The organism is Eggerthella guodeyinii (assembly GCF_009834925.2).
Lineage (GTDB): Bacteria > Actinomycetota > Coriobacteriia > Coriobacteriales > Eggerthellaceae > Eggerthella > Eggerthella guodeyinii.
In genome coordinates this window covers 1,759,081-1,785,217 of the sequence record NZ_CP063310.1, presented here as the reverse complement: position 1 = coordinate 1,785,217, position 26,137 = coordinate 1,759,081, and the positions used below count along the sequence as shown (strand labels likewise).

Sequence of the window (26,137 nt, the reverse complement as noted above, 5' to 3'; positions counted from 1 at the left end):
AGCCCTCCTGTCAAGGTCTTCGTTTTAGATAGCTCGGCTACGTTCGCCCACGTGCGCATCTAGTCGAGAAGCTCCACTTCGACATGGGTGTTCGTACGCGATGCAGCGGCGCGGGCCAGCGTGCGGATGGCCTTGATGACCCGCCCCTGGCGACCGATGACCTTGCCGGCATCTTCTTCGTTCACGCGAACTTCGACGAGAATAGAACCGTCCTCGGCGTCGCTCGACGTGATCTCCAGCTCGTCGGGAAACTCGACGAGCGGGCGCACGACGGACTCGACGAGACCGACGATGTCTTCCGTCTGCTCGGCCATGCTGCTTACGCGTTCTCGCGAGCGCGCTTCAGCAGGCTGGCGACCGTGTCGGTCGGCTGCGCGCCGTTCTTGATCCACTGGTCGACCTTCTCCAGATCGAACTGCACCATGGCAGGCTCGGTGCAGGGGTTGTAGCGGCCGACTTCCTCGATGAACTTGCCGTCGCGCGGGCAGCGGGAATCGGCAACGACGATGCGGTAGTACGGGCGCTTCTTGGCACCGTGGCGGGCCAGGCGAATTTTAACTGCCATGAAGATGAACTCCTTTTGCTTCTTACCTTCGATTCGATGCGTGCAGCGCGTATGCGGTGCAGCGAAAACAGCAATTGCTTATGATACGGCGTAATCGATCGTTTGACAAGCGATTACCAAGCAGAATTGTAGCCCGAGGAGCCCCCGAGCGCATCCCCGACCTCCCGCATCCTCGAAAATCCCACGTTTGGCGGCGGAAGGCGAGCCTCCCGCGCACCGTGCCGCAGCGAACGCAAGCTTGACGTTCAACCTGCGATGTAGTACCCTGCCGAACCAACCGAATAGGATATCTGCCGCCGGGTAGATCAAGACGCGAGCATGCGCACTTCCATCAGTAGGCCTGAGAAGATGGAGGAGGCGGCATGCTTTTTTGTTGGGAGGAACCATGAATTGGGTTATCTTGGTCATCGCCGGTTTGTTCGAGACGTTCTGGGCGTACGAGCTCAAGCTTTCGGAGGGCTTCACGAAGCTCGTCCCCAGCCTGCTCACCGTCGGCGGCATGATCGTCAGCTTCGGGCTTTTGTCGCACGCGCTCAAGACGCTGCCGCTCAGCGTCGGGTACGCGGTGTGGACGGGCATCGGCATCGTCGGCACGGCCATCCTCGGCATGGTCGTGCTGAAGGAGCCAGCGAGCGCGCCCAAGATCATCTGCATCGCGCTGATCGCCGCGGGCATCATCGGCCTCAACCTCACGACGCACGAAGGATAGCAACGACACGATGAAGGAGAAGGACATGCAGAAGTTCGTCGCAGAAGAATCGTTTTGGGAGCTGTTCCCCGAGGCCGCCATCGGCATCATCGTCGTGCGCGGCATGAAGGGCGCCCGCGACGTGCCCGAGGCCGACGTCGCCGAGATCGCGGTGCTCCTGCGCGACGCCAACGAGCGCGCGAACGCCTACCTCACGAGCAACGTCATCTCGGAGAACGAGCCCGTGAAGGTCTGGCGCGCGGCCTATCAGAAGTTCAAGACGAAGAAGGGCGCGCGCTGCTCCATCGAGAACCTGCTCAAGCGCGTGCTGAAGGGCAATCCCGTGGGCTCCATCACGCCCTCGGTGGACATCTACAACGCCATCTCGCTGAAATACGCGCTGCCGGTGGGCGGCGAGGACCTCGACGCCTTCGTCGGGGACTTCCGCCTGGGGCTGACCGCGGGCGGCGACGCGTTTTTGCCCATCGGCGAGGAGGAGGACGACCCCACCCTCCCCGGCGAGCTGTGCTACCGCGACGACGCCGGGGCCGTCTGCCGCTGCTTCAACTGGCGCGACGGCCAGCGCACGGCGCTCACGGACGATTCCGGCAACGCTATCCTCGTCGTCGAAAGCCTCGATCCGGCGCGCCGCGATGATCTGGAATCCGCGCTCGACGAGTTCGCGCAGCTCATGGAACGCTACCTGGGCGCCGAGGTGGTCGCGCGCACCGTCGTGGACCGCGCGCACCCCGAGACGGTCATCGCGGAATAGCGGGCGAGGCGAGGAACCCGGGCGGGCTACCCCACGCAGTCCTTGTAGTAGATGTGCATATCCTCGTAGGCGCCCATGTTGTCGCAGAAGCCGCGGGGCACGGTGCCCACGTGCGTGAAGCCGAGGTCCTCGTACAGGTGGATGGCGCCCTCGTTCGAGGCGACCACCGCGTTGAACTGCAGGCCGCGAAAGCCCTTGCGCGCGGCCTGCTCGAGCGAGTCCTTCACGAGCTCGCGGCCGAGGCCCAGGCCGCGAGCGCTCGACACCACGGCGTAACTGGCGTTCGCCACGTGCGCGCAGCGCCCCACGTTGTTCGGATGCAGGATGTACAGGCCGAACAGCTTGGCGTCCACCACCGCCACCGTCGTCAGCGTCTGCTCGGCGAAGAACGCGCGAGCCTCCTCAAGCGACAAAGGCATGACTTGGGGAAACGCATTGCCCGCCTCCACCACTTCGTTCCACACCTTGCACATGCCCGCGAGGTCCTCCTCGCGGTACGGCCGTATCTCCAGCGCCATGCGCGCCCCCTTCCGTTGCGATCGTCGTGCGCAGTATAGCATCCCGAGGCGCCGGGCCCTACTCCTCCACCAGCTCGCGCACGTCCACGCGCTTCACCTTGCGGGCCGAGACGTACGCGGCCACGAGGAACACGAGCGCGAGGCCCACGGCGAGGGCCGCCACCGCGAGCGGGCTCGCGTCGAGGGCGAACCGCGTCAGCCCGAACAGGCCGAACAGCCGGCTGATCAGCCACCCGCCGCCGAGCATGGACGCCACGGCGCCCAGCGCGCACCCCGCGAGCGCCACGCAGAAGAACCGCAGCGCGAACTGCACGCGCAGCGCATGGCAGGTGAACCCGAGCGCGCGGTACGTTCCCAGGTCGCGGCGCTCGGCCGAGAACAGGCGGCCGATGATCAGCGACACGGCCAGGAACACGAGCGCCCCCGCGACGAGCGCCATGCCGTAGGCCAAGGTGACGAACAGGCCCTGGATGAGCACCACCATGTCGCCCGTGTCGGCGAACAGCCCGCTCGGCCGCGCGTCGATGCCGTCGCCGAAGCGCTCCTCGAGCGCGGCGCGCACCTCGTCGGCCTTGCCCGGGTCGGCGAGCTCGTACTGGCGCGGCGCGTCGTCGGCGGAGGAGGGATCGCTTCCCGCCAGGTCGCGCACGCCGTCGAACGTCAGCACGCAGCCGTACCCCGCGTTCAGCATGCTCGACAGCTTCCCGCACACGAGGTAGACGCGCTCGCGGCCGTCGTTGCCGTCCACGGCGAACTCGTCGCCCACCTCGATGCCCATGAGCGCGGCCAGGTTCGACCCCACGAGGACCTCGTTGTCGTGCAGCGGCGCGCGGCCCTCCGAGACGTTCGTCACGAGCGAGGTGTCCGAGAGGCCCACGAACGAACGGCTCTCGCCGTCGAGGTTGACCATCGTGAACGATTCCCTCCACGACCGCTCGATGGGGCTCACGCCCTCGATCACGCGCTCCACCTCGTCGAAATCGACGTCGGGCGAGAGCGCGGCGGCGGTCGCGTCGCTCCTCCACATGCCGAACGTCTCGTAGGCGGCGTCCGGCTTGTTGAGCGTGCCGCAGATGCCGAACACGAGCACCACGAACGCGCTGAGCAGGAAGGCGCAGGCCGCCAGGCCCACGTAGTGCCGCTTCGCCGAGACGACGGCGCGCAGCGCGAGCTGCAGGTTGAGCCGCGCGCCGGTGATGGGCCGTGACGCGCGGCTGGCGAAGCTGACGTCCGCCGCGCCGCCGCGCAGGGCCACGAGCGGCGAGATGCCCCCGAGCTTGCGGGCGCGCCAGAACACGACCGCCGCCACGAACGCGAGGAGGGCGCCCAGGACCGCGAGGGCCGCCGCGGGCACGGCGTCGTTGCTCGCGAGAACGCCGGTGAGCTGGGCGAAGAACGGCAGGGCGAGCGGCACCGCCGCCATGGCCGCGGCGAATCCCAGCACGAAGCCCGCAAGGCTCACGCCGGCGTACTCGACGACGAGCACCCGCGCCAGCGTGCGCCGGTCGATGCCGACGGCCTTGAGCGTGCCGTAGTCGGCGTAGTGCTCCTCGATGGACGACGAGATGGTGTGCGTGCAGATGACGAGCGCCACCACGAACAGCAGGCAGGCGAACACGCCCATGACCGCGGCCCCGATGATCACCACCATCATGGCGTAGCCCGCCAGCGTCGTCGAGCTGAACATGCCCGGCGTCGTGGCGCCCCACGCCGTGTTCTCGGAGAGCGCCCGCGTCAAATCGGACGGCTGGGCCCCGCGCGAGCGCTCCTCGTCCGACAGGAACGCGTTGATCTCCACCAGGCGGTACGTGAACGACCCGGTGGAGTAGATGTCGATCGGCTCGCCCTGCGCGGAGGCGGCCTCGTCCACGTCGCGCGCGAGCTCCTCGTAGGTGCCCGGCGCCACCTGGTAGCGCTTGAGCTCCATGAACGACGTGCCCATCTGGGGGTCCTCGATGAATCCGGCGATGGTGAGCGTCCTGGACCCCGCGCCCAGGTCGAGCTCCACCGTGTCGCCGACGTCCATGCCGGGCGACACCCTCAACGGGAGCGGGACGTACACCTCGTCGGCCGCCGGAGGCTGCGGGTCCTCCGCGAACCCGGTGCCGTCGGGCGTGAGCAGCTTGCAGGACACGCCCTCGCCCCACGCCTTGTAGAGCACCGTCGAGGACGGGTTCTTGTCGACGCTCTCCCCGTTCTCGTCGTAGAACTTCGTGGGGATGCTGAGCGCGCCGTTCGCGCGCACCTCCCCCACCTCGTCGAGCGCCTCGATGTCCGCCAGCGTCTCGTCGGTGAGGTTCGACGCCAGGTCGTAGGCGTACACGTCGCCGGCGCCCGCCTCGACGAGCGCCTCGGCCTCGCGGGCGTTCAAGTCGACGTACATGCAGACGGTGAACGTGAGCGCGGCGGCGGTGAGGGCCATGAGGAACAGCAGGCCCAGGAACGAGCCCTTCCCGCGCCTGAGACCGGCCGCGACCAGCGTGCGCATGAGTGCCATGCCAGCCCCCTTACCAGGAAAGCGACGACAGCCAGGCGTTCACCTGGGCCTCGCGCGCTCTGAGGTAGGCGGCGTCGCCGTCCGCCCGCCAACGGGGCAGGTCGAGCTCGCCGCACACGGCGCCGTCCTCCAGGTAGAGGATGCGGTTCGCGCGCACGGCGCACTGCACGTCGTGGGTGACCATGCAGATGGACTGGCCGTTCGCGTTCAGCTCGCACAGGAGCGCGAGCACCTCGAGGGTGTTCGCGCGGTTGAGGGCGCCGGTGGGCTCGTCGGCGAACACGATGTCGGGATCGTTCACCACGCTGCGCGCCACGGCGCAGCGCTGCTGCTGGCCGCCCGAGGTCTGGCTCGGCAGGTGGTGCGCGTCGGGCGCGAGGCCCATGCGCTCGATGAGCGCCCCCGCCGCCGCGCGCGTGTCGGCCGTCGAGCGGCCCTCCTTGAGGTAGCCGGGCACGGCCACGTTCTCGAACAGCGTGAGGTTCGACACGAGGTGCGCCTGCTGGAACACGAACCCGAAGCGCTGGGCGCGCAGCTCGGCCATGTCGCGCTCGCGCAGCTTCGCGATGCTGCCGCCGCGATAGCGCACGTCGCCCGCCGTGGGGGCGTCCATGCCCGACAGGCAGTAGAGCAGCGTCGACTTGCCGGAGCCCGACGGCCCCATGACGGCGGTGAAGTCGCCTTCGTACAGCGCCAGGTCGATGGCGCTCAGCACGTGCGCCTGCACGCCGTCGGCCGCGTAGCTCTTCGAGAGCTTCTCGGCCTCGATGATGGATGGTTTCATGACAGCCTCTCGGATCGGTTCGTCTCTGGAAGCCATCGTAGCCGCGCCGACATTAAGGAGTCCTTAAGGCTCGAGGGGGAATTCGATCCCGACGCGCAATCCCGGCTCGGCGTTCTCGAGGCGCACGGAGCCGCCCATCTGCTCGACGAGGTAGCGGACGATGAACAGGCCGAGGCCCGCGCCCGGCGTGCCCTGCGCGTTGGCGCCGCGGTAGAAGCGGTCGAACGCGAACGGCAGGTCCTCGGGCGCGACGCCGTCCCCGAAGTCGCGCACCTCGATGCGGTAGGCGCCGCCCTCCTCGCGACCGTTCACCTCGACGGTCGACCCGGGCGCGTACTTGCGCGCGTTCGCCACGAGGTTCTCGAGCGCCTCGACGAGGCGCTTGGGATCGTGCGCGACGACCGCGCGATCGAGGCGCCCCAGCACCACGGTGCCGTCGACGCCGAAGTCGGCGGCCGCCCGGGCGACGGCGCGGTCGATGGGCGCGTCCTCGCACGACACCGCGATGCGGTCGAGCTCGGCGAGGGCGTGCAGGAACAGGTCGTCGGTGAGCGCCGTCACCTCGTCGCACTTGCGCGCGATGGTGCGCGCGTAGCCGGCGCGCTCCGTCTCGTCGCGCGCGAGGCCCAGCTCGAGCGCCTCGGAGTAGGCGCGGATGGACGCGATGGGCGTCTTGATGTCGTGCGACAGCGCGGCCACCGTGGTCTTGCTCTGCTCGAGCGCCTCGGCCTCCGCGGCGCGGGCGCGCTTGATCTCCTTGCGCATGTTGTCGAACGCCCAGGTGAAACGTCCGAACGGGTTGCTGCGCTCGTAGGCGAGCGGCAGGTCGAGGTTGCCGCGGGCCACCTCGTCGGCGAACGCCTCGAGCCGCGAGAACGGCCGCACGACGCTCAGGTACAGGTACGCCGTCACGCTCCAGACGAGGGCGACGCCCGCCGCGCACACGGCCCACGCGAGCGCGAGCGGGAGGGAGCTCTTCGCGTCGGCCGCCCGGCGCAGCGTCTCCTGCGCCTCGGCCAGCGCCCGGTCGGCGACCGCAGGCTCCGCCTCGGCGGCCAGCGCGGCGCGCGCCTCGTTGAGCGCCACGACGCTTTCGCGCACCTGCGCCGCCGCGTCGTCCTGCGCGAGCGCCGCCGTCGCGACGAGCGCGACGACGACGAGCGCAAGCGAGGCGGCCAGCGCGCAGGCCAGCAGGCGCCGCCGGATGGCGCGCGCCTCGCGCGCAGCCGGGCGCGTCACGACGCGCCGCCCGCCGCGTCGAAGCGGTAGCCCCGCCCCCGCACGGTCTTGAAGTGAACCGGGCGGGAGGGGTCGTCCTCCACCTTCGCGCGCAGCCAGCTCATGTGCACCGACACCGTCTGCGGCTCCACCTCCGAGAACGCGCCCCACACCTCGGCCAGCAGGCGCTCCTTCGACACGGTCTCGCCCTCGTGCGCGATCAGGAAGCGGGCGAGCGCGAACTCCTTGGGCGACAGGGCCACGGCCTCGCCGTCCTTCGCGAGCGTCCCGGCGTCCTCGTCGAGGGCGAACGGCCCCGCGACGCGCGGCCTCCCCGCGCATCCCGCGCGCCCCTGCGAGCGCCTGAGCAGCGCGTTCACGTGGGCGAGCAGCTCGCGCAGCGAGTAGGGCTTCGGCAGGTAGTCGTCGCCGCCCGTGTCGAGCCCGACGATGCGGTCCGTCTCGCTCGTGCGCGCCGACGCGAACACGATGGGCACGTCGCTCGCGCGCCTGAGCGCCGCGCACGCCGCGAACCCGTCGTCGCCCGGCAGGTTGATGTCGAGCAGCACGAGGTCGAAGGGGCGCGCGCCCAGCACGTCGTAGGCCTCCTCGGCGCTCGCGGCGCGCACGACGGCGAACCCCTCGCTTTCGAGGTAGCGCGCCACGATGGCGGACAGGTCCGCATCGTCGTCGACTATGAGTATGCTCGGCATCGCGCTCCCCTTCTCGCGTCGGCCCCGCCCGCATCGGCCGGGGACGGCTCCATTGTAGCAAGGACCGCGCCGCCCGCCCGCGCGAACCGCGGCGCCGTTCGCAGAACCTGTGTCGTTCGGGCGCCGCCTCGAGAGGCTGTGCTACCATGCGCGCAGGAGGTGCCCCATGGCCCACATGCTGATCATCGAAGACGAACCCGCCATCCGCACCGTGCTCGCGGAGGTGTTCAAGAGCGCGGGCCACGACGCGACGCTCGCCGCCGACGGGATGGAGGGCGTCGCGGCGTTCCGCGCCCAGCCCTGCGACCTCGTCGTGCTCGACCTCATGCTGCCGAAGATCGACGGCTTCGCCGTGTGCGAGCTCATCCGCCAGGAATCCGACGTCCCCATCATGATGCTCACGGCGCTCGGCGCCGAGGCCGACGAGCTGCGCGGCTTCGAGCTTCTGGCCGACGACTACGTGACGAAGCCGTTCTCCGTGAAGGTGGTGCTGCGGCGCGCCGAGGCCCTGCTGCGCCGGGCGGCGCACGCCCCGGCCGACGGCGCCGACGGCCTGCTGCGCTGCGGCGACGTGGCGCTCGACCCCGCCGGGCGCACGGTGAGCCGCGGCGGGAGGCCCGTGGAGCTCACCCGCACCGAGTTCGACGTGCTCGAGCTGCTGCTCGCCCACCCCGGCCGCGCGTACACCCGCGACGAGCTGCTGGCCCTCGTGTGGCACTACGAGTTCGCCAGCGATCCGAAGATCGTCAACATCCACGTCATGAACATCCGCAAGAAGCTCGGCGCCGGCCTCGTGGCCACCGTCCGGGGGATCGGGTACAAGCTTGGAACGGCGTAGGGGGCGCCTCGACGACAAGGCCCGCCGGCACCGGCTCGGCCTCAGGGTGTTCCTGGCCGTGGCCGCCGCCCTCGCGCTGACGAGCGCGCTCATCTACGCGCTCGTGGCCGTGGCGCTGCCCGCCAGCTACGAGAGCGTGGCCACATCGCGCGTGCACGAGCGCCTCGACGCGCTCGGCGCGCAGCTCGCCGAAACGCCCTACGCCGATGCGGCCCAACCCATCTACGACTTCTGCATCGAGAACAGCGCCACCGCCGTGCTCGTGGTGGGCAACGACACGTCCCGTTTCGGCACCGAGCCGGACGCGGCAAGCGAATCGGCCGTCGCCCTGTCGACCAACGTGCGGTTCGCCGACCAGGACAGCGGCTACCTCACCATCGTGGCCAACCTGTCCGCCGCCGGCGAGCTGCCCTCGGCGTTCTGGAGCATGCTGCCCGCCGTCGTCGCGGCCATCCTCGCCGCGGCCGTGCTCGTGGCCTGGGGCGTGAGCCGCATCATCAACCGGCTCGTCGCCGACGTGGCCGATGCCAAGCGCGCCGAGCGGCAGCGCCGCGACTTCTTCGCCGCCGTGTCCCACGAGCTGAAGACGCCCCTGTGCGCCCTCAAGGCCCAGATCGAGTGCATGCTGTACGGCATCGGCGACTTCGCCGACCGCGACAAGCACCTGCCGGAGGCGCTCGAGACCGCCGAGCGCCTCGAAGGGCTCGTCGGCGAGATCGTGCTCGTCGCCGGCATGGAGGCCGACGACATCGACCGCGCCTGTGAGGACGTCTCGGCGGCCGCGCTCGTGCAGGAGGCCGTCGACGCGTGGGCGCCGCAGGCGGCCGAGCGGGGGCTCGCGTTCGACGCCGACGTGCAGGGCGACGCCATCGTGCGGGCGAACCGCACGCTCGTGGCCAGGGCGCTGGCGAACGTCGTCGGCAACGCCGTGACGTACTCGCCGCCCGGCGCGCAGGTGTCCGTCCGCCTCGCCGACGGGACGCTCGTCGTGGAGAACACGGGCGTCGAGCTCTCCGACGGCGAGCTGGCCCGCGCCTTCGAGCCGTTCTACCGCGCCGAGACGTCGCGCAGCCGGGCGACGGGCGGCAGCGGCCTCGGGCTCTACATCGCGAAGGCGGCGTTCGACCGCTACGGCATCCGCTTCGCGCTCGACAGCGCGGACGACCGCGTCACGTTCCGGGCGCGCTTCCCCAAGGGCCGCGGCATCTAAACCGAATCTATACCGACGCTCAATCGGAGCCGAGCCTTCCTGGTCGATAGTGGAATTCCACCGATCAGAAAGGAGTCTGCCATGGGACTTGGCAAACGCGCCCTGCTGTACCTGACGCGCAAGCGGGGCAAGACGCTCATCCTGTTCCTGCTGCTGCTCGTCATCGCCACGATGGCGTTGTCGGGGCTGGCCATCAAGCAGGCGGCGCAAACCGCGCAGCTCAACGTGCGCGAGGCGCTGGGCGGTTCGTTCGCCCTCAAGCAGAACACGAGCGACGCGAGCAAATGGGAGTCGGTCCAGCAGGGATCGAACGGCTCGAAGGGGTTCTATCGCGGCGAGCCCATCACGAAGGAGCTGGCCGACCGCATCATGGGCAGCGTGGACGGCATCAAGGGCTACAACGCCTCCTACCAGTCCACCGTGCTCATGAAGAAGCAAGGGGCCTACCTCGACCTCGTCGAATCGGACACGGAGGACGGCGGCGGGCTGGGCGCGATGCTGGCCTCGTCGGGCGACATGAACAAGACCTCCACCGCCTTCGGTGCCACCGACACCGCGTTCGACGCCTACTTCGCCCAGGGCTTCCTCAAGCTCGTGGACGGACGGCACCTCGAGCACGGCGAGACCGGCAAGGCGCTCATCAGCAAGGAACTGGCCGAGAAGAACGGCCTCGCGGTGGGCGACACGATCACCCTGCAGCAGAGCGAGACGAAGGCGCAGATGAACGGCGTGGATCCCGAGGACACGAAAATCGACGTCGAGATCGTGGGGCTCTACGAGGCCACCGCCAAGGCGAGCGCCGTCATGAGCAACTGGTCCATCGACAACGCGGTGTTCACCTCGCTCGAGGTCATCCAGCACGTGCGCCCCGAGACGGGCGGCGAAAGCTACGAGCGCGTGGACTTCCACGTGGACGACCCCGCCGAGGTGAACCGCATCGTCGAGGAGGTGAAGAACCTCGACGGCCTCGATCCCACCGACTTCGCCGTGGACGTGGACACGGGCAGCGTCGATTCCGTCATCGAGCCGCTCGAGAACATGGACAGCCTCATGACCGGGCTCATCGCGGTCATGGTGGTCATCGGCGCCATCATCCTCTACCTCGTGCTGGCCGGCCGGGTGCGCGAGCGCATCCACGAAAGCGGCGTGCTGCTGTCGCTCGGCGTGACCAAGCGGGCCATCGTGGCGCAGTACCTCGTGGAGATCGCCCTCGTGGCCGTGCTCGCGTTCGGCGCCTCGTACTTCACGAGCGGGCTCGTGGCCCAGACGGCGGCCGCGCAGCTGCTCGACTACGCCACCGAGCAGGCGGGCGACGTGGGCGGATCGGGATCTGCGGGCCCCAAGAACCTCGACGGCACGAGCGTGGCCGACTCCTCCTCGATGGCGCCGAGGTTCGAGCAGAACCGCGACATGACGAGGATCGAGGTCGTCATCGAGCCCGCGGCGCTCGCGGGCGTCTACCTGGCAGGCGGCGTGCTCATCGTCGGCTCGGTGGCCGCGGCCGCGCTGCCGGTGCTGCGCCTCAAGCCCAAAGAGATACTCACGAAGATGAGCTAGAAAGGACCAGTCATGCACCTCATGGAACTCGAGAACGTACGCTACTCCTACGGCTCCGCACAGCCCGTGCTGCGCGACGTGTCGCTGGCGCTCGAGCCGGGCAAGCTCTACGCGATACTCGGCCCGTCCGGCTGCGGCAAGACCACGCTGCTGTCCCTCATGGGCGGGCTCGACGAGCCCGACGGCGGCACCGTCCGCTTCGGCGGCGAGGACATCGCCGGCACGGGGCTCGCCGAGCATCGCAAGCATCACGTGGCGTTCGTCTTCCAAAGCTTCAACCTCATCGACTACCTCACCCCGGCCGAGAACGTGGCGCTCATCACGCGCTCGTCGCCCTACCCGCTGCTGGAGGAGCTGGGGCTGACCGACGAGGAGGCGCGCCGCAACGTGCTGAAGCTGTCGGGCGGCCAGCAGCAGCGCGTGGCCATCGCCCGCGCGCTGGCCTCGGAGGCGCCCGTCATCCTGGCCGACGAGCCCACGGGCAACCTCGACGAGGACACCGCCGCCGAGATCACCGGCATCCTGCGCAGCTGTGCCCACCAGATGGAGAAGTGCGTGGTGGTGGTCACCCACTCGCGCGAGCTGGCCCGCAAGGCCGACTGCGTGCTGCGGTTGAAGAAGGGCGTCGTCAGCCAGGAGGACGTCGTCCCCGCCGGCGGGTCGGCCTCCCGCCGAAACCCCTCGAGCAGAAGGAGCCGCCCATGAAAGCCCGCAAGCGCCCCGCCGTTCCCGCGTTCGCCGTCGCCTCGTACGCGGCCGGAGGCATCCTGACCGCCTGCTTCGTTCTCGCCGCTGTCGCCACCTGGGCGAACGTATCGGCGCAGCTGGCGCAGGGCGTGCCCGTGCAGGGCAACGAGCTGGCCATCGCGAACGCCGTCCTGTCGGGCTGCGCGTCGTACGCGGCGTTCGCCTTCCTCGCCTTCGCGGCCGGGACGCTGTACCGCGGCCTCGACCGCCGCGCGGCGATCGCGCCCGGCGACGGCGACGGCGACGCGCCGGCCGAGCCTGAAGCCGACGAGGACGCGTTCTGGGACGAGGACGCCCGGGACGCCGGGACGCCCGACGACGGGCGCGCCGAGGACGTCGAGGCCTTCGTGCGCAGCGCCGACCTCAACCGCGTGTTCGGCGCGCGCCAGACCGTGACCCTCGACCAGGCCCTCAAAGGCGTGTACGTCCGCTGACGGCGCTTCCCTCCCGTCGCCGACGAGCCCTCCCCCGGCGTCAGCGCTGCGGGAGGGCGCGCTCCTTGCTCAGCTGCTTGTCCGCGTACATCGCCTTGTCGGCGGCCTCGAGCAGCTGCTCGGGCCGTTCGAGGTCAGCGCCGTGCCACGCCCACCCGGCGCTGACTGACAGGGCGTAGGGGGCGCGGCGCGTCTGCCCCGTCGTCTCGAGCGCGGCGCGCACGTCGTCCAAAGCGCGGCGCACGCCCTCCTCGCCGCGCGCATCGAGCACGACGGCGAACTCGTCGCCGCCCATGCGGGCCAGAAACGCGCTCGTCTTCGCGAAAGCGCGTTTCAAGGCGGCCGCGAGCTGCCGGAGGGCGTCGTCGCCCGCAGCGTGCCCGTAGCGGTCGTTCACGGACTTGAAGTCGTTGACGTCCAGCACGATCAGGCACCATGGGCGGCTCGACCGCGTCGCCCGGCACCGGGCGGCAAGATGGTCGTCCAAGCTTCCCCGATTGTTGAGGCCCGTCAGCCCGTCGAGCGCCAGCTCGTCGCGCTGGACCGACACGTAGGCGAGCACGACGGAGAGGGCGATGCCGGGAAGCACGGTGTCCATGCCCGGAAGCGCCGCTTGCAGCGCGCCGCCGACGAGCGGGCCGACGGCGAACGCCGCCAGGTACAGCAGGCGGCGCCGGCGAGCGGGCCCTTCCTCCTTCGAGCGATAAAAGAGCGCGAGCGCGGTGGCCGCCAGAACGTAGAGGGCGCCTGCCGCGAACGGGACGAAGGACAAGGGTCCGCGCCGGTAGGCGAGCCCTTCGTCGACGTAGAACACCCCGTGCGTCCACGGCGCGCACAGCACGGCGACGGCGAACGCCGCGTAGGGCGCGCACGCGATCGCGAGGGCGAGGGGCTTGCACAGCAGGCTCTCCCCGTGGACGAGGTAGCGGACGTAGAGGAACCATGAGAAGGCGATGCCGCCCATGAACAGGAAGTGCAGGACGTTCACCGCGTAGAGAGCCTCCGCGGGCAACCGGCCGTCCAGCACCCAGGAGAGCATCCCTGCGACGAGCGCGCCCATGGTCGAAAGAATGACGGTGCGCAGCAGCGAGTTCTCGCGCAGGTACGGCAGCCGCACGAGAGAGTTGACGTAGAGTATGCCCATCACGATGAAGGGCGGCACGTCGACGAGCACGTAGGTGATCGCGTTCACGCCCCTGCCCCCTCGGTGCCGATCGCCTTGCGGGCGTTCTTGGCGCGGTACAGGACGGTATCGGCCGCGCCGACGATGCCCTCGGCATCCTGCTCGACGGCGAAGTCGCGCAGAGCGTAGCCCGCGCTGAACGACACGCGGCCCCCCGGGCCCTGCGAGCCGGGGACGCGCACGCTTTCGGACTCCAGGATCTCGGTCATGCGGGCGGCTTCGGCCTCGTCCGCGCAGTCCGCGATCACGGCGAACTCGTCGCCGCCGTAACGCGCGAGGAACGCGCGCTTTCGCGAGAACGCGGTGCGGAGGGCCTCGGCCGCGCCGCGCAGCACCTCGTCCCCCGCCGCGTGCCCGTAGGCGTCGTTCACGCCCTTGAATCCGTCGAGGTCCGCCATGATGAGGCACCAGCCCCCTTGCGACGCCGGCCTGCCCAGGCGGCGGTTCAGGAACTCGTCGAAGAACCGACGGTTGTACAGGCCCGTCATCGCATCGAAGGATATCTGGCGGTTGCTCGCCCCCAGGTACACGAAGAGGATGGCCACCGCGCTGAGGGGCCACAGCACCCACCACCCGTAGAACAAGGATTGCACGACGCCGCCGACGATCGGTATGACCGCGAAGGCCGCGAGCGTCAGGCAGTCGCGGCGGCGCTCCGCGACGATCTCGCGCGTGAACTGGATCAGGGAGATCACGGCGCACCCCACGAGCCCGCCGAACATGGGCAGGAACGAGACGAGGTACCACGGCCCGCGCTTGTACGAACCGTCCACGTCGATGGAGAACACGATGCCGGTCCAGAAATTGACGATCAGGACGGCCGCGATCAGCGAGAACGGGATGCCGAACGCTACGCGCACCTTCCAGCTGCGAAACAGGTTGCGCCCATCGTGCAGCCGCGCGTACACGTACGCTATCCAGAAAAGCGGCGCGATCAGGCTGCAGAACAGGTACACGGTGTTGACCGCCTGCAGGACGAGGAACGGGGTGCGCGCTGCATCGAACAGGCGCGTGACCATGGTGAGCAGCGTCGCCGCCAACGTGAGGAGCACGCCCGCGCGGAACATCACGGCCGTGAAGCGCTCGGCGTCCTTCGAACGCGAATCCGCCCAGATGATAGCGAGGAGCACCGTGGGGAAGAGGTATATGTTCACGAAGGACAGTCCCGTCATCTGACCAACCACGCCCTTTCGCGCAAACCCGCGCGCGTCTCGCCTGCCGGATCGTCCTCTCATCGCGCTCGAAATGCAAGCGTTCAGATGAAGTTTAGCACTATTGGCGGGAAGCGCGCGCCCTCTTCCACGTGCGGATCTTGCTGCGGAACGATTTGTACGGCGCGACGGTGTTCGTGTGGACCCACTTCCACACCGGCCAGCTAGTCGGCGTCGGCCTCGGCCACGTCGTCGAACTCCGCGACGAACAGCGCGGCCGTCCTCCGGATCTCGGCGATCAGCGCTTCCTTGCTCTCGTACCCCCGCATCGAAAGCCCTCTTGGACGAAAGCGGCGGCCCGAAGCCGCCGCATCATGTCTATTCGCCCATCATGTCCTGGAGCCGTTTGATGTCGGCCATGCTCATGCCGCCCATGCCGCCGGGCAGTCCCATGCGACGGCGGCGGCCCTTCTTGCCCTTCTTGCCTTTTTTGCCACCCTGCATCTCCTCCACGGCGGGCATCATCTTCTTCATCATCTTCTTCGTCTCGTTGAACTTCTTCATCAGCTGGTTCACGTCCGAGACGGTCACGCCCGCGCCCGCGGCGATGCGCGCGCGGCGCGAGCCGTTCAGCAGGTCGGGCTTCTCGCGCTCGGCCTTCGTCATGGAGTTGATGATGACCTCCATGTGGTCGAACGCGCCCTCGTCCACCTGGCCGGCCGCCATGGCCTTGTCGCCGCCCGGCAGCGCGGACAGCAGCTTCGACACGCCGCCCATCTTGCGGATCTGGCGGTTCATGTCGATGAAGTCGTTGAGCGTGAGGTTCGCGCGCATCATGCGCTCGGTCTGCTCCTGCTCGATCTCCTCCTGCTGCACCTTGACGGCGCTTTCGATGAGGCTGACCACGTCGCCCATGCCGAGGATGCGCTTCGCCATGCGGTCGGGATGGAATTCCTCGAGCGAGTCGGGCTTCTCGCCCGAGCTGATGAACTTGATGGGCTTGCCGGTGACCTGCTTGATGGACAGCGCGCCGCCGCCGCGGGCGTCGCCGTCCATCTTCGACATGATGACGCCGTCGAAGTCGACGCGCTCGGAGAACGCGCTGGCCACGTTCACCACGTCCTGGCCGGTCATCGCGTCCACCACCATGAGGATCTGGTCGGGCTTCACGGCGCGCTTGATGTTCTCGGCCTCGTCCATCATCTCGTCGTCCACGTGCAGGCGGCCCGCCGTGTCGACGATCACCACGTCGCGCAGGTTGTCGATGGCGTCCTGGATGCCCTCCTGCGCGATCTTCACCGGGTCCTGGCCGTCGCCGCGGTACACGCGCACGCCGATCTCGGCGCCGAGCGTCTCCAGCTGGTCGGCTGCGGCGGGACGGTACACGTCGCAGGCCACGAGCAGCGGGGAGTGGTTCTCCTGCTTCAGGCGGTAGGCCAGCTTCGCGGCGGCCGTCGTCTTGCCGGAGCCCTGCAGGCCCACGAGCATGACGACGTTGGGGATGCGGCTGCTCAGGACGAGCTTGGAATCCGTGCGGCCCAGAAGCTCGGTGAGCTCGTCGAGCACGATCTTGATGACGTTCTGCGCCGGCGTGAGCGAGTCGAGCACCTCGGCGTCGAGGCAGCGCTCCTTCGTGCGCGCGACGAACGTCTTCACCACCTTGAAGTTGACGTCCGCCTCGAGCAGCGCCATGCGGATCTCGCGCATGGCGTCGTTGATATCGTCCTCAGTCAGGCGGCCCTTGCCGCGCAGCCCGCTGAATATGCCCTGAAGGCGCGTCGAAAGGTTCTCGAGCATGGTGTGTTGCTCCCATCACGTTGCGAATGAGCTTGTTTGAGGGAATTATACCGCAGCGGTGCACCGCGCAGCGAACTTCACCGTTTCAACTGCATGCGGGAAGGCGGGATTCCCGCCTAGAAGTACCGGTTGACGCCCGCTTCGTCGGGTTCGCGGCGGACGAGGCCGCGGTCGACGAGATGGTTGAGGATCACGACGCCCTCGGTGACGATGCACCAGCGCTGCACGAAGGATATCTCCCCCCACGTGTCGAACGGGACGTTCCACTTGATAGCGCGGATGACCTCCTCGCCTGTCAGGCCCGGCTGCGCGCTCACGATGCCCCGCGTCTCCTCGAGCCGCTCGAGGTGGTGGGCGGCCAGCCAGTCGATGCGCGCGTCGAAATCGTCGCGTTCGTCGCCGTGCGAGACGAACAGCCGCTTGACGCCGAGCCTGCGCACCTTCGCGAGGCTGTCGAGGTAGGCTTGCAACCCGTCGTCGGCGCCCGGGAACAGCGCGATGCTCGGCGAGATGACGAACAGCACGTGGTCGCCGCCGAACAGGATGCGCGATTCGGGCTCGTAGAGCGCGAGGTGCCCCGGCGTGTGGCCGGGCGTCTCCACCACGCGCAAGCGCCAGCGCCCCACCTCGACGACGTCGCCCTCGCACGAGGGCACGAGCGTGAGGCGCGAGGCGTCGAACAGGCGCGGCTCCACGGCGTAGCGGGCGTAGCCGGACGCGTCGGACGGCGACACGCCCTCGGCCACGAACGCGCGGCGCGCGGCGTCGTAGGACGAGGCCGCGCGCGAGGCGCGCACCGCCTCGAAGTCCACGGGGCTCACGTAGAGCTTCGCGCCCGGCAGGGCGACGCGGTCCACGAGCCCCGCATGGTCGAGGTGCAGGTGCGTGAGGAAGAAGCGCAGCCGCGCGCGGTCGACGCCGAGCTCGTCGAGGGCCGCATCGAGGATGGCGCAGCCCTCGTCGGACGGCGCGCCCGTGTCGATGACCAGCGCGTCGTCGCCGTCCTGCACGATGAAGCAGTTCGTGTCGCTCGTGGAGATGTTCTCGAACGGCACGCGCACCTCGAACACGTCGGGATCGCCGTGGACCTGGACGAACGCCATGCTACCCCCGCTCGTCGAACTCGCCGACGAGCGCGTGGGCGAACTCGTGCGCGTCGAAGTCCTTGAGGTCGTCGAGCCCCTCGCCCACGCCGATCTTGAGCACGGGAAGCCCCAGCTCGTGCGACACGGCCAGCGCGATGCCGCCCTTGGCGGTGCCGTCGAGCTTCGTGATGATCACGCCGTCCAGATCGAGCGCGCGGTCGAACTCGCGCGCCTGCGACAGGCCGTTCTGGCCGGTGGTCGCGTCGGTGACGAGCACGGTGTACACGGGCAGCTGCGAGCGCTTGCGCACGACGCTCACCACCTTCTCGAGCTCGCGCATGAGGTCGGCCGACGTGTGGAGGCGGCCCGCCGTGTCGACGAGCACGAGGTCGGCCCCGCGGCTCTCGGCGCGCTCGATGGTGTCGTAGCACACGCTGGCCGGGTCGCTGCCGCGCTCGCGCGTGACCACCTCGACGTCGGCGCGCTTCGCCCACACCTCGAGCTGCTCGATGGCCGCGGCGCGGAACGTGTCGGCGCTGCCGAGGATCACCGTGCGGCCCGCGTCGTTCGCCTCCTTGGCCAGCTTGCCCACCGTGGTGGTCTTGCCGGTGCCGTTGATGCCCACGAACAGCACGAGCGCGGGCCCGCCGCCCAGCACAACCTCGCCGCCCGGCGTGAACGTGGAGGCGATCTGGTCGTTCAGCAGGTCGAGCACCGCGTACGCGTCGGGAAGCGCCTTGCGCGTGGCCTGGTCGCGCAGGCCCTCCACGATCTCGGTGGCCGCAGCCCCGCCGACGTCGGCCAGGATGAGCGTCTCCTCGAGGCCGTCCCAAAACTCCTCGTCGAGGTCGGGGCCGCGGTCGAGCAGCACGTTCATCTGCTCTTTGAACTTGTCGCGCGAGCGGGAGAGCCCCTCGCTTATTCGGTCGAAGAATCCCATGGCGGACTCCTTTCTTGGTCGCCTGAACAGTGTATCCCAAATGGGGCCGCACGTCAGCGGCGAGGATCCTCCTCGCGCTCGGCGCGGATCGCGCGCAAGGAGCGCGTGTAGCCGACGAAGGGGAAGAACGAGAAGACGAACCCGGCGGCGAACGCCGCGCACAGCGCGAGGCACGCCCACGATCCCGGCTCGTTGCCCTGCGCGGAGAGCCGGGCTTGAAGCGCGAAGAGCGCCGCAGACGCAAGCGCGCAGACGAGCGCCGTCCAGCCCAAGCCCGTCCGGCTCGCGCCGAGCGTCTCCTCCTCGGCGTCGTCGTCGGTGTACAGCGGGACGGTGCCGGCCTCGGCGCGCACGATCTGCCACGAGGAGCCCAGCGCCACGGGCTGCCAGCCCCCGATGCGGTACAGCTCCTCGGCCTCCGCCGAGAAGTCGCGCTGGAAGTCCACCGCGTAGTCGTACGCATGCGGCTCGCCCTCCTCGAAGCGGTACAGGATCCCGCATGAGAACCCGCTCAGGTGCCACCCCCGCGCGCTCATGTCGGCGAGCATCGCCGTGTCGTGATCGGGCATGATCGCCAACCCGCCGCACAACCGGTACCTAGCCATGGTTCTCCTCACCCGTCTCGCCCAGCCGGGCCTCCGCGAAGGCGACCAGCCGCTTGCGTCGAACGAAATCGCGCTGCAGCACCGCGCGGCCCTCGTCGGTGGCCGCGTACAGGATGCGGCTCTCGCCCTCCGCCGTCTCCGCGATCTCGGCGATCCAGCCCGCCGCCTTGAGCTTCTTGAGCGTCGTGTACATGGTGGCGGGCCCGACCTTCACCGCGCCCTGCGTGGACTCCTCGATGCCCTGCATGATGCGGTAGCCGTGCGCCGGCTCGAGCGTAGCCAGCAGGATCAGGAAGATGCTGTCGGACAGCTCCCCCGTCTCGTACGGGCTCTTCTTCGCCATTTCGTTCCTCTCATATATCCATGATGGATACTATGCTACAATGGGCCTGCTTGCAAGCGAACAACCTTTGGTTTCCCACTATACTCTATCTGGAAATGGAGCGTTTCATCATGGTTGAAGAGCATTTGGAAGCACCTGCAAGCGGGCAGGCGGCAAGCTGGTTCGAGCAGAGGAAAGACCCTGAGCTGAGGAAGCGGCAGGATGCGAACCTGTTCCAGACGATCACGCTGGTCTTGCTGCCGTTCGTGTGGGCGGGTTTCATCTACTCGCTGCTCACGGGCAACGAGGGCAACATGAACAGCTACTCGCTCATGATACTCTTCTTCTCGATGCTGAACGCCGACGTGCTGATCAAGGGCGAGAAGCTGTCGAACAAGGTGCTCAACGTGCTGGCGAAGGCCAACTGCGTGCTGTTCTTCGTCTGGGCGCTCGCCAACATCGTCTACCTGCTCGTGAAGTAGCGCACAGCCGCGCGCTGCGCCGACCTGGGCTCACTCCGCGTGGCGCAGCGCGTTCTCCAGCTTCTGGCTGACCACCTTCGTCACGCCGTCGGCCTGCATGGACACGCCGAACAGCACGTCGGCCATCTCCATCGTGCGCCGCTGGTGCGTGATCATGATGAGCTGCGTGGTGTCGCGCAGCGATTCCAGGTACGACGTGAGGCGGCGCAGGTTCGAGTCGTCGAGCGCGGCCTCCACCTCGTCGAGGATGTAGAACGGCGTCGTGCGGATGCGGTACACCGCGAACAGCAGCGCGAGCGCCGTGAGCGACTTCTCGCCGCCGGACATGAGCATCATCTTCGTGATGCGCTTGCCGCGCGGCTGCGCCGTCACCTCCACGCCCGTCCCCTCCAGGTCGTCGGGGTCCACGAGCGTGAGCTCGGCCGAGCCGCCCGGGAACAGCACGGCGAATATCTCGCTGAAGTTCTTGTTCACCGCCTCGTACGTGCGGATGAAGTCGTCCTTCATGCGCGCGTCGATGACGCGGACGATCTTCGTGAGCGAGCGGCGCGCGCCGTCGAGGTCGGCCAGCTGCGCCGCCAGGTAGTCGTAGCGCGTCTTCAGCTGCTCGTACTCCTCGGCGGCGTCGGGGTTGATGGTGCCCATGTTGGCGATGCGGCGGCGCAGCTTGAAGGCCGCGTCCTCCGTCGCGCCGCGATCCTCCAGCTCGGGAAGCTCGAGGGCGCGCTCGAGCGGCACCTTGCAGTCGTGTACGATGGCGTTCACCGCGGCGTCCACCTGCACCTCGAGGCGGCCCTTGTCCACGCGCGCCGTGGACAGGCGGGCGTTGGCGTCGTCGAACGCGTCGTGGGCGGCGCGCGCACGGGCGCGGGCCTCGTTGACGGCGTTGTGCAGCCCCGCGGAGGAATCCTGCGCGGCCGTGGCAGCCTCCTCGAGGTCGCGCGTCCAGCGCCGCGCGCTGGCCACGAGCTCCTCGAACAGCGCGAGCAAGGGCTCGATGCGCTCCTGCGCCACCCGCTTCTTCACGAGGGCCTCGCGCGCGTCGGCATCGCTCGCCGCCACGGCGTCGAGGTCGCGCGTGCGCGCGTCCACCACGCGGCTCTCGTACGTCTGGCGCTCGGCGAGCGTGGCCGCCTTGAGCTTGGCCTCCGACAGCGCGTCGCGCAGGCGCGCCGCCTCCTTGCGCAGCGGCACCACCGCGTCCTGCGCCTCCTCGAGACGCGCGGCGCCCGCCTCGAGCTGCTGCTTGAGCGTGGCGAGCTGCTGCTCGAGCGCCTCCACCGACGGGCGCGCCTCGGCCACGGTGCGCTCGGCCTCGCCGCGCTGGCGCTCGATGTCCTCGAACTCGCGGCGGACGGCGGCCAGCTTCTCCTCGGCGCGGCGCGCCTCGGCGCGGGCCGAGTCCGTCTTGCCGCGCAGCTCGGCCAGCTCCTGCGACAGGCGCAGGCTCTCGCCCTGCGCGGCGCGCAGGGCCTCCTCCGCTGCCGCCGCACGCTCCTCCGCGCCCGCACGCTCGCTCTCCGCGGCGCGCAGCTGCGCGCGCAGCTCCTCCAGGCGGCGGGCGCGCGCGAGCACGCCTTCCTCGCTGTCGGCCGCCGCGGCGCCCACGGTCACCTTGCCGTTCGGCCACACGATGCAGCCGCCGCGCGTCACGAAGCGCACCTCGTGCGCCCCGCGCGCATGCGCGGCGAACGCCGCGTCGACGTCGTCGCACACGACGACGTCGCCCAGCAGCGCCTCCACCGCGGCGGCGTCGGCCTCCGCGTACGCCAGCTCGTCCACGAGCGCGCGCCCCAGGCCGGCAGCGGCCGCGTCGCGCGCGGGGCATGCGCGGCGCGCCTCGCCCGAACGCGGCACAAGCACCACCTCGCCCCGCTCGTCGCGCGCCGCCAGGGCAGCGGCCACGGCGTTCGCGCGGGACGCGTCGTCCACGAGCAGCGCCGACACGTCCGCGCCCAGCAGGTGCTCCACGAGCGCCTCGAAGCCCTCCGAGGCGCGCACGGCGTGCGCGATGGGCGCGAGGCGCACGTCGAGGTCGGCGGCGTTGTCGAGCACCCACGCGCGGGCCGGGCCCGCTGCGGCGCTCGCGCGCTCCACCTCTTCGAGGCCCTTGATCTCGGACGCCACGAGCGAGGCCGCGTCGCGCGCCTCGTCGAGCGCCCCGCGGGCCGCCTCGCGCGCCCCTAGCGCCTCGCCCACGCGGGCGCGCGCCGCGCCTTCGGCCTCCACGAGCGCCGCGAGCGCCTGCCCGGCCTGCGTCGCGGCCTCCGCGAGCGCCACGGCCTCGGCCTGGGCGCGTTCCAGCTGCAGCTCCAGCTCCTTGCCGTGGCCCTCGATGAGCTTCACGTGCGCCAGGCCGCTCGTCAGCGCCTCCTGGGTGCTGGCCAGCTCGCGGCGCGCCTGCTCCTGCACGCGCTCGCCGTCGCGCTTCGCGCGCTCCAGCTCCTCCACCTCGCGTTCGAGGGCGCGGCGCTGCTGGGCGTTCTCGGACTGCTCGCCCGCCAGGCGCGCCACGGCGGCGTCGGCCTGCTCGCGGTCGCGCTGCACCTCGGCCAGCTGCGCGGCGGCCTGCGCGCGGTCGGCCTCGGCCTGCGCCCGCTTCGCCTTGTTGGCCTCCAGCGTCACGCGCAGCTCGGCCTCGTAGCTCTGGGCCGCGCGGCGCTTCTCGTGCAGCAGCAGCGTGGCGCCGTCGAAGCGCTCCACGGCCGACGAGGCCCGGCGGTGCCGGCGCGCCAGCTCGCCCGCGTCCACGCTCTCGCGGCGGATCTTCTCCTGCAGCTCCTCGGCCGCCGCCTCGGCCTGCCCGATGGCGGCGCGCTTCTCCTCGAGCTCGGCTTCCAGCACCTGCTCGCGCTGGGCGGCCTCGTCCCAGCCGCGGCGCAGCGTGCGCAGGTCGTCCACGGCGAGAGCCAGGCTCAGATCGGCCAGCTCGTCGGCCAGCCCCTGGTAGGTGCGGGCGCGCTTCGCCTTGCGCTCGAGCGGCCCCAGCTGGCGCTCCACCTCGGCGGCCACGTCCTTCACGCGGGCCAGGTGCGCGTCCATGGCGGCCAGCTTGCGCTCGCTCTTCGCCTTGCGCTGCTTGTGCTTCAGCACGCCGGCGGCCTCCTCGATGAGGGCGCGGCGGTCCTCCGGCTTCGACTGCAGGATGGAGTCGAGGCTGCCCTGCGAGATGATGGAGTGCGTGCCCGTGCCCAAGCCCGAGTCGTGCAGGATGTCGAGCACGTCCATGCGGCGCGCCACCACGCCGTTGATCAGGTACTCGCTCTCTCCCGAGCGGTACATGCGGCGCGTGATGGCCACCTCGTCGAAGTCCACCGGCAGCGTGGAGTCGGAGTTGTCCAGCACGAGGTCGACCTCCGCGATGCCCACGCTCTTGCGCGCGGACGACCCCGCGAAGATGACGTCCTCCATCGCCTGGCCGCGCAGGTTCTTCGCGTTGCGCTCGCCGAGCACCCACAGCACGGCGTCGGATATGTTCGACTTGCCCGAGCCGTTCGGCCCCACCACGGCGGTGATGCCCGGCTCGAGCGCCAGCACGCTGCGGTCGGCGAACGACTTGAAGCCTTTGAGGACCAGTGATTTCAGGTACATGCGCGGCTACCCCTGCTTGCGCTGCTTGGCGCGCTCGCGTTCGGACTTCTTGCGGGCCTTCTCCTCGGCGCGCGCGGCAGCCTTCTCGGCCTTCGCCAGCTTCGCGGCCTCGGCCTTCTCGGCGCGCGCCTCGCCATCCACGCCCAGGCCGAAGAACTCGCCGAGGCGCGCGAGCGTGCTCTTGGCGGCCTGGCTCTCGGCCTCCTTCTTCGTGCGGCCGGTGCCGCGCGCAAGCCCCTGGCTGCCGGCGAACACCTGCGCGACGAACGTGCGGTCGTGCGGCGGCCCCTGCGTCTCCACCAGCTTGTACGTGGGCGTGATGCCGTCTTCCTGCAGCTTCTCCTGCAGGGCGCTCTTGGGGTTCTCGGGCTCGCGGGCCATGTCCACCGACATGCGCGGGATGAGCGTGGAGCGCACGAACGACACCGCGGCGTCGATGCCGCCGTCGAGGAACAGCGCGGCCACCACGGCCTCGTACACGTTCTCCAGCGCGGAGTGCAGCCCGCGCCGTCCCGTGCCCGTCTCGGAGGAGCCGAACACGATGATGTCGGTGAAGCCCAGGCGCTCGGCGACGTCGGACAGGCTCGCGCCCGACACGAGCGCCACCTTGATGCGCGTGAGGCCGCCTTCGTCCAGGTCGTGGAAACGATCGAACGCGATGGTGGCCACGATGGCGCCGAGGATGCTGTCGCCGAGGAACTCGAGGCGTTCGTAGGAGTACTTGACCGACTTGCCCTCGGTGGCCGAGGGATGCGTGATGGCGGACAGCAGCAGCTGCTCGTCCGCGAAGCGGTAGCCCAGGATCTCCTGGGCGCGCGCCAGTTTTCTCTGCTGTTCGTCGGTGAAGGTCATGGCGTGCTCGGGCTTTCGTTCAGGCTGCGGATGAGCGGCGTGGGCGGGATTCCATGATTGACCGGGCATGGCGTCACTCGCCCTCCGTCGTTCGGGCGGCGCGCGGCGCGGTCACGGTTTGAGCGATTATATCAGAAACGCCCGTGCGCACGATGCTCGCGGTGGTCAGCACGCCGTTGCGCACCGCCAGCGCGTTGGACGACCCGTGCCCTACCAAGAGCGCGCCCTTCACGCCCAGAAGCGGGGCGCCGCCGTACGTGTCGGGGCTCACCTGCGCCATGAGCTGCTTGAGGCCGCCCTTGATGGCCAGCGCGCCCAGCTTCGTGAGCGGCGTGGACATCATGATGCTCTTGAGCGTCTTGAACAGGGTCTTCGAGGTGCCCTCGATGGTCTTCAGGCACACGTTGCCCGTGAAGCCGTCGGTGATGATGACGTCGAACTTCGCGGGCAGGATGTCCGAGCCCTCCGCGTTGCCCGCGAAGTTCGGCAGCTGATCCCTCAACAGGTTGTGCGCCTCTTGGGCGAACTGCGAGCCCTTCGTGTCCTCCTCGCCGATGTTGAGCAGCGCGGCGCGCGGGCGCTCGATGCCGATGACCTTCTCGGCGTAGATGGACGCCATCTGGCCGAACTGCACGAGGTACTCGGGCTTGCAATCGGCGTTCGCGCCGATGTCGCACATGACGACGGGGCGCGCGGGCGACGGGATGACCGTGGCCAGCGCGGGCCGGGCGACGCCCTTGATGCGGCCCATGACCAGCGTGCCCGCCGCCAGGCAGGCGCCGGTGGAGCCGGCCGAGAAGAAGCCTTGCGCGGCCCCTTCCTTCACGAGACGGCAGCCCACCACGATGGACGAGTCCTTCTTCTTGCGCACGGCGTTGGCGGGATGCTCCGCCATGGCGATGACCTCGGCAGCCGCCTGCGGCGTGCAGCGGTCGTGCTCGGCCGCGAACGGCTCGACCACGTCGGCCGGGCCGCACAGGATGACCTCGAGGGCAGCGTCGGCGGCGAGCGCCTGGGCGACGCCGTCGAGCACCACGCCGGGAGCGTTGTCGCCTCCCATGGCGTCGACGGTGATGGTGACCTTATCGGGCATGATGTCCTCGCATTCCTCTTCGGATCGCGTGGACGCATGCGTCTGGCCGCCGGTGCGAGCAGGCGCATGCGCGCAGCGCGGGTTACGAACATGCAAAAAGCCTCCCGGCGCATCACACGCGAAGCGCGATGTGCGGGGAGGCTTGTCAATGCGCGTCAGCAGAACGCACGCGCATGGGCGCTGCGCTAGTCCGTCTCGATGACTTCGCGGTTCTTGTAGAAGCCGCAGTTCGGGCACACGCGATGCGGAAGCTTGACCTCGCCGCACTGCGGGCACACGGAACGCGAGGGCGCCGCGATCTTATCGTTGCTGCTGCGACGGGCGTGGGTGCGGGCACGGCCCATTTTGCGCTTAGGTACTGCCATGATTCTCTATCTCCTTCTTTAAGCCGAGCGATCACGATCGCTCGTTCTCGCTTAAGTAAACACGCGAAACGGTATAGTATCAAACGCGGAGCCGCGCCGCAAGCCCCGACCACCCGCAAAATCCAATCCG

The 26,137-nt window shown here is 69.5% G+C and carries 27 protein-coding genes; 8 read left to right on the top strand and 19 right to left on the bottom strand.

From position 1 onward, the window contains the following. Positions 1-59: 59 nt before the first annotated feature. On the bottom strand, positions 60-314 hold the full coding sequence (locus tag GS424_RS07395; protein ID WP_101722295.1) for a KH domain-containing protein: 255 nt from the start codon (positions 312-314) through the stop codon (positions 60-62). Positions 315-319: 5 nt separating this feature from the next. Then, positions 320-565 (bottom strand): 30S ribosomal protein S16, encoded by a 246-nt coding sequence (rpsP, locus tag GS424_RS07390; protein ID WP_009304490.1) that lies wholly within the window; start codon positions 563-565, stop codon positions 320-322. A 385-nt stretch (positions 566-950) separates the two neighbouring features. Between rpsP and GS424_RS07385 the strand changes: the two genes are divergently transcribed. Both GS424_RS07385 and GS424_RS07380 read left to right on the top strand, forming a co-directional pair. Continuing rightward, positions 951-1,274, top strand: a complete 324-nt coding sequence (locus GS424_RS07385; protein WP_160941745.1) for a DMT family transporter — start codon at positions 951-953, stop codon at positions 1,272-1,274. A 25-nt stretch (positions 1,275-1,299) separates the two neighbouring features. Beyond that, a complete protein-coding gene (locus GS424_RS07380) occupies positions 1,300-2,025 on the top strand; it encodes a B3/B4 domain-containing protein (protein WP_160941746.1) in 726 nt (241 codons plus the stop codon). Positions 2,026-2,051: 26 nt separating this feature from the next. Here GS424_RS07380 and GS424_RS07375 read toward each other — a convergent pair whose 3' ends face one another. The 5 genes from GS424_RS07375 to GS424_RS07355 all read right to left on the bottom strand — a co-directional run bounded on the left by GS424_RS07375 (position 2,052) and on the right by GS424_RS07355 (position 7,755). Continuing rightward, positions 2,052-2,543: a GNAT family N-acetyltransferase gene (locus GS424_RS07375; protein WP_160941747.1), complete on the bottom strand. Its 492-nt coding sequence runs from the start codon at positions 2,541-2,543 to the stop codon at positions 2,052-2,054. Positions 2,544-2,601: 58 nt separating this feature from the next. Continuing rightward, entirely contained in the window at positions 2,602-5,040 is a 2,439-nt protein-coding gene (locus GS424_RS07370) for an ABC transporter permease (RefSeq protein ID WP_160941748.1), read from the bottom strand. Between the two features lie 10 nt (positions 5,041-5,050). Then, the gene (locus GS424_RS07365) at positions 5,051-5,824 is read right to left on the bottom strand and encodes an ABC transporter ATP-binding protein (RefSeq protein WP_160941749.1); all 774 of its coding nucleotides are present in this window, start codon (positions 5,822-5,824) and stop codon (positions 5,051-5,053) included. A 63-nt stretch (positions 5,825-5,887) separates the two neighbouring features. After that, positions 5,888-7,063: a sensor histidine kinase gene (locus tag GS424_RS07360; RefSeq protein WP_160941750.1), complete on the bottom strand. Its 1,176-nt coding sequence runs from the start codon at positions 7,061-7,063 to the stop codon at positions 5,888-5,890. Further along, the gene (locus GS424_RS07355) at positions 7,060-7,755 is read right to left on the bottom strand and encodes a response regulator transcription factor (protein ID WP_160941751.1); all 696 of its coding nucleotides are present in this window, start codon (positions 7,753-7,755) and stop codon (positions 7,060-7,062) included. Before GS424_RS07355 ends, GS424_RS07360 begins: the two co-directional genes overlap by 4 nt. A 166-nt stretch (positions 7,756-7,921) precedes the next feature. Between GS424_RS07355 and GS424_RS07350 the strand changes: the two genes are divergently transcribed. From GS424_RS07350 to GS424_RS07330, 5 genes are all read left to right on the top strand, one after another. Then, positions 7,922-8,593, top strand: coding sequence for a response regulator transcription factor (locus GS424_RS07350; protein WP_160941752.1), 672 nt, complete (start codon positions 7,922-7,924; stop codon positions 8,591-8,593). Next, positions 8,580-9,803, top strand: a complete 1,224-nt coding sequence (locus GS424_RS07345; RefSeq protein ID WP_160941753.1) for a sensor histidine kinase — start codon at positions 8,580-8,582, stop codon at positions 9,801-9,803. Before GS424_RS07350 ends, GS424_RS07345 begins: the two co-directional genes overlap by 14 nt. 81 nt (positions 9,804-9,884) lie before the next feature. Then, on the top strand, positions 9,885-11,360 hold the full coding sequence (locus tag GS424_RS07340; RefSeq protein ID WP_160941754.1) for an ABC transporter permease: 1,476 nt from the start codon (positions 9,885-9,887) through the stop codon (positions 11,358-11,360). 12 nt (positions 11,361-11,372) lie between these two features. Next, positions 11,373-12,065 (top strand): ABC transporter ATP-binding protein, encoded by a 693-nt coding sequence (locus GS424_RS07335; RefSeq protein WP_160941755.1) that lies wholly within the window; start codon positions 11,373-11,375, stop codon positions 12,063-12,065. Further along, positions 12,062-12,541: a hypothetical protein gene (locus GS424_RS07330; protein ID WP_160941756.1), complete on the top strand. Its 480-nt coding sequence runs from the start codon at positions 12,062-12,064 to the stop codon at positions 12,539-12,541. Before GS424_RS07335 ends, GS424_RS07330 begins: the two co-directional genes overlap by 4 nt. A 40-nt stretch (positions 12,542-12,581) precedes the next feature. Here the strand turns inward: GS424_RS07330 and GS424_RS07325 are convergent, their stop codons facing one another. The 8 genes from GS424_RS07325 to GS424_RS07290 form a co-directional block, all read right to left on the bottom strand. Beyond that, positions 12,582-13,733 carry a GGDEF domain-containing protein gene (locus GS424_RS07325; RefSeq protein ID WP_160941757.1) on the bottom strand — a complete coding sequence of 384 codons (1,152 nt, stop codon included), beginning with the start codon at positions 13,731-13,733 and terminating at the stop codon, positions 12,582-12,584. Continuing rightward, on the bottom strand, positions 13,730-14,896 hold the full coding sequence (locus GS424_RS07320; RefSeq protein ID WP_160941758.1) for a GGDEF domain-containing protein: 1,167 nt from the start codon (positions 14,894-14,896) through the stop codon (positions 13,730-13,732). Before GS424_RS07320 ends, GS424_RS07325 begins: the two co-directional genes overlap by 4 nt. A gap of 100 nt (positions 14,897-14,996) precedes the next feature. Further along, entirely contained in the window at positions 14,997-15,092 is a 96-nt protein-coding gene (locus GS424_RS18130) for a ClbS/DfsB family four-helix bundle protein (protein ID WP_160941759.1), read from the bottom strand. 161 nt (positions 15,093-15,253) lie between these two features. After that, entirely contained in the window at positions 15,254-16,672 is a 1,419-nt protein-coding gene (gene ffh, locus GS424_RS07310) for a signal recognition particle protein (protein ID WP_154333993.1), read from the bottom strand. Between the two features lie 116 nt (positions 16,673-16,788). Further along, positions 16,789-17,775 carry an MBL fold metallo-hydrolase gene (locus tag GS424_RS07305; protein ID WP_160941761.1) on the bottom strand — a complete coding sequence of 329 codons (987 nt, stop codon included), beginning with the start codon at positions 17,773-17,775 and terminating at the stop codon, positions 16,789-16,791. A 1-nt stretch (position 17,776) separates the two neighbouring features. After that, positions 17,777-18,697, bottom strand: coding sequence for a signal recognition particle-docking protein FtsY (ftsY, locus tag GS424_RS07300; protein WP_160941762.1), 921 nt, complete (start codon positions 18,695-18,697; stop codon positions 17,777-17,779). Between the two features lie 53 nt (positions 18,698-18,750). Beyond that, positions 18,751-19,302, bottom strand: coding sequence for a DUF2812 domain-containing protein (locus tag GS424_RS07295; protein WP_160941763.1), 552 nt, complete (start codon positions 19,300-19,302; stop codon positions 18,751-18,753). After that, a complete protein-coding gene (locus GS424_RS07290; protein ID WP_160941764.1) occupies positions 19,295-19,645 on the bottom strand; it encodes a PadR family transcriptional regulator in 351 nt (116 codons plus the stop codon). The genes GS424_RS07295 and GS424_RS07290 overlap by 8 nt, the downstream gene beginning before the upstream one ends. A gap of 110 nt (positions 19,646-19,755) precedes the next feature. On the opposite strand from GS424_RS07290, the gene GS424_RS07285 reads away from it, so the two are divergent. Continuing rightward, complete coding sequence (locus tag GS424_RS07285) at positions 19,756-20,106, top strand: hypothetical protein (RefSeq protein ID WP_160941765.1); 351 nt, start codon at positions 19,756-19,758, stop codon at positions 20,104-20,106. A 30-nt stretch (positions 20,107-20,136) separates the two neighbouring features. Here the strand turns inward: GS424_RS07285 and smc are convergent, their stop codons facing one another. The 4 genes from smc to rpmF form a co-directional block, all read right to left on the bottom strand. Further along, entirely contained in the window at positions 20,137-23,697 is a 3,561-nt protein-coding gene (gene smc / locus GS424_RS07280; RefSeq protein WP_160941766.1) for a chromosome segregation protein SMC, read from the bottom strand. A 6-nt stretch (positions 23,698-23,703) separates the two neighbouring features. Next, on the bottom strand, positions 23,704-24,549 hold the full coding sequence (gene rnc, locus GS424_RS07275) for a ribonuclease III (protein WP_154334005.1): 846 nt from the start codon (positions 24,547-24,549) through the stop codon (positions 23,704-23,706). Between the two features lie 73 nt (positions 24,550-24,622). Next, complete coding sequence (gene plsX / locus GS424_RS07270; RefSeq protein WP_425321384.1) at positions 24,623-25,642, bottom strand: phosphate acyltransferase PlsX; 1,020 nt, start codon at positions 25,640-25,642, stop codon at positions 24,623-24,625. A 185-nt stretch (positions 25,643-25,827) separates the two neighbouring features. Continuing rightward, positions 25,828-26,007, bottom strand: a complete 180-nt coding sequence (gene rpmF, locus GS424_RS07265) for a 50S ribosomal protein L32 (RefSeq protein WP_101722275.1) — start codon at positions 26,005-26,007, stop codon at positions 25,828-25,830. Between the last annotated feature and the right edge of the window lie 130 nt (positions 26,008-26,137).

Bases quoted from the DNA above. Each gene is read 5' to 3' on its own strand.
- GS424_RS07395 (WP_101722295.1), bottom strand. From the start codon at position 314: ATGGCCGAGCAGACGGAAGACATCGTCGGTCTCGTCGAGTCCGTCGTG.
- rpsP (WP_009304490.1), bottom strand. From the start codon at position 565: ATGGCAGTTAAAATTCGCCTGGCCCGCCACGGTGCCAAGAAGCGCCCG.
- GS424_RS07385 (WP_160941745.1), top strand. From the start codon at position 951: ATGAATTGGGTTATCTTGGTCATCGCCGGTTTGTTCGAGACGTTCTGG.
- GS424_RS07380 (WP_160941746.1), top strand. From the start codon at position 1,300: ATGCAGAAGTTCGTCGCAGAAGAATCGTTTTGGGAGCTGTTCCCCGAG.
- GS424_RS07375 (WP_160941747.1), bottom strand. From the start codon at position 2,543: ATGGCGCTGGAGATACGGCCGTACCGCGAGGAGGACCTCGCGGGCATG.
- GS424_RS07370 (WP_160941748.1), bottom strand. From the start codon at position 5,040: ATGGCACTCATGCGCACGCTGGTCGCGGCCGGTCTCAGGCGCGGGAAG.
- GS424_RS07365 (WP_160941749.1), bottom strand. From the start codon at position 5,824: ATGAAACCATCCATCATCGAGGCCGAGAAGCTCTCGAAGAGCTACGCG.
- GS424_RS07355 (WP_160941751.1), bottom strand. From the start codon at position 7,755: ATGCCGAGCATACTCATAGTCGACGACGATGCGGACCTGTCCGCCATC.
- GS424_RS07350 (WP_160941752.1), top strand. From the start codon at position 7,922: ATGGCCCACATGCTGATCATCGAAGACGAACCCGCCATCCGCACCGTG.
- GS424_RS07340 (WP_160941754.1), top strand. From the start codon at position 9,885: ATGGGACTTGGCAAACGCGCCCTGCTGTACCTGACGCGCAAGCGGGGC.
- GS424_RS07335 (WP_160941755.1), top strand. From the start codon at position 11,373: ATGCACCTCATGGAACTCGAGAACGTACGCTACTCCTACGGCTCCGCA.
- GS424_RS07330 (WP_160941756.1), top strand. From the start codon at position 12,062: ATGAAAGCCCGCAAGCGCCCCGCCGTTCCCGCGTTCGCCGTCGCCTCG.
- GS424_RS07320 (WP_160941758.1), bottom strand. From the start codon at position 14,896: ATGACGGGACTGTCCTTCGTGAACATATACCTCTTCCCCACGGTGCTC.
- ffh (WP_154333993.1), bottom strand. From the start codon at position 16,672: ATGCTCGAGAACCTTTCGACGCGCCTTCAGGGCATATTCAGCGGGCTG.
- GS424_RS07305 (WP_160941761.1), bottom strand. From the start codon at position 17,775: ATGGCGTTCGTCCAGGTCCACGGCGATCCCGACGTGTTCGAGGTGCGC.
- ftsY (WP_160941762.1), bottom strand. From the start codon at position 18,697: ATGGGATTCTTCGACCGAATAAGCGAGGGGCTCTCCCGCTCGCGCGAC.
- GS424_RS07295 (WP_160941763.1), bottom strand. From the start codon at position 19,302: ATGGCTAGGTACCGGTTGTGCGGCGGGTTGGCGATCATGCCCGATCAC.
- GS424_RS07290 (WP_160941764.1), bottom strand. From the start codon at position 19,645: ATGGCGAAGAAGAGCCCGTACGAGACGGGGGAGCTGTCCGACAGCATC.
- GS424_RS07285 (WP_160941765.1), top strand. From the start codon at position 19,756: ATGGTTGAAGAGCATTTGGAAGCACCTGCAAGCGGGCAGGCGGCAAGC.
- smc (WP_160941766.1), bottom strand. From the start codon at position 23,697: ATGTACCTGAAATCACTGGTCCTCAAAGGCTTCAAGTCGTTCGCCGAC.
- rnc (WP_154334005.1), bottom strand. From the start codon at position 24,549: ATGACCTTCACCGACGAACAGCAGAGAAAACTGGCGCGCGCCCAGGAG.
- plsX (WP_425321384.1), bottom strand. From the start codon at position 25,642: ATGCCCGATAAGGTCACCATCACCGTCGACGCCATGGGAGGCGACAAC.
- rpmF (WP_101722275.1), bottom strand. From the start codon at position 26,007: ATGGCAGTACCTAAGCGCAAAATGGGCCGTGCCCGCACCCACGCCCGT.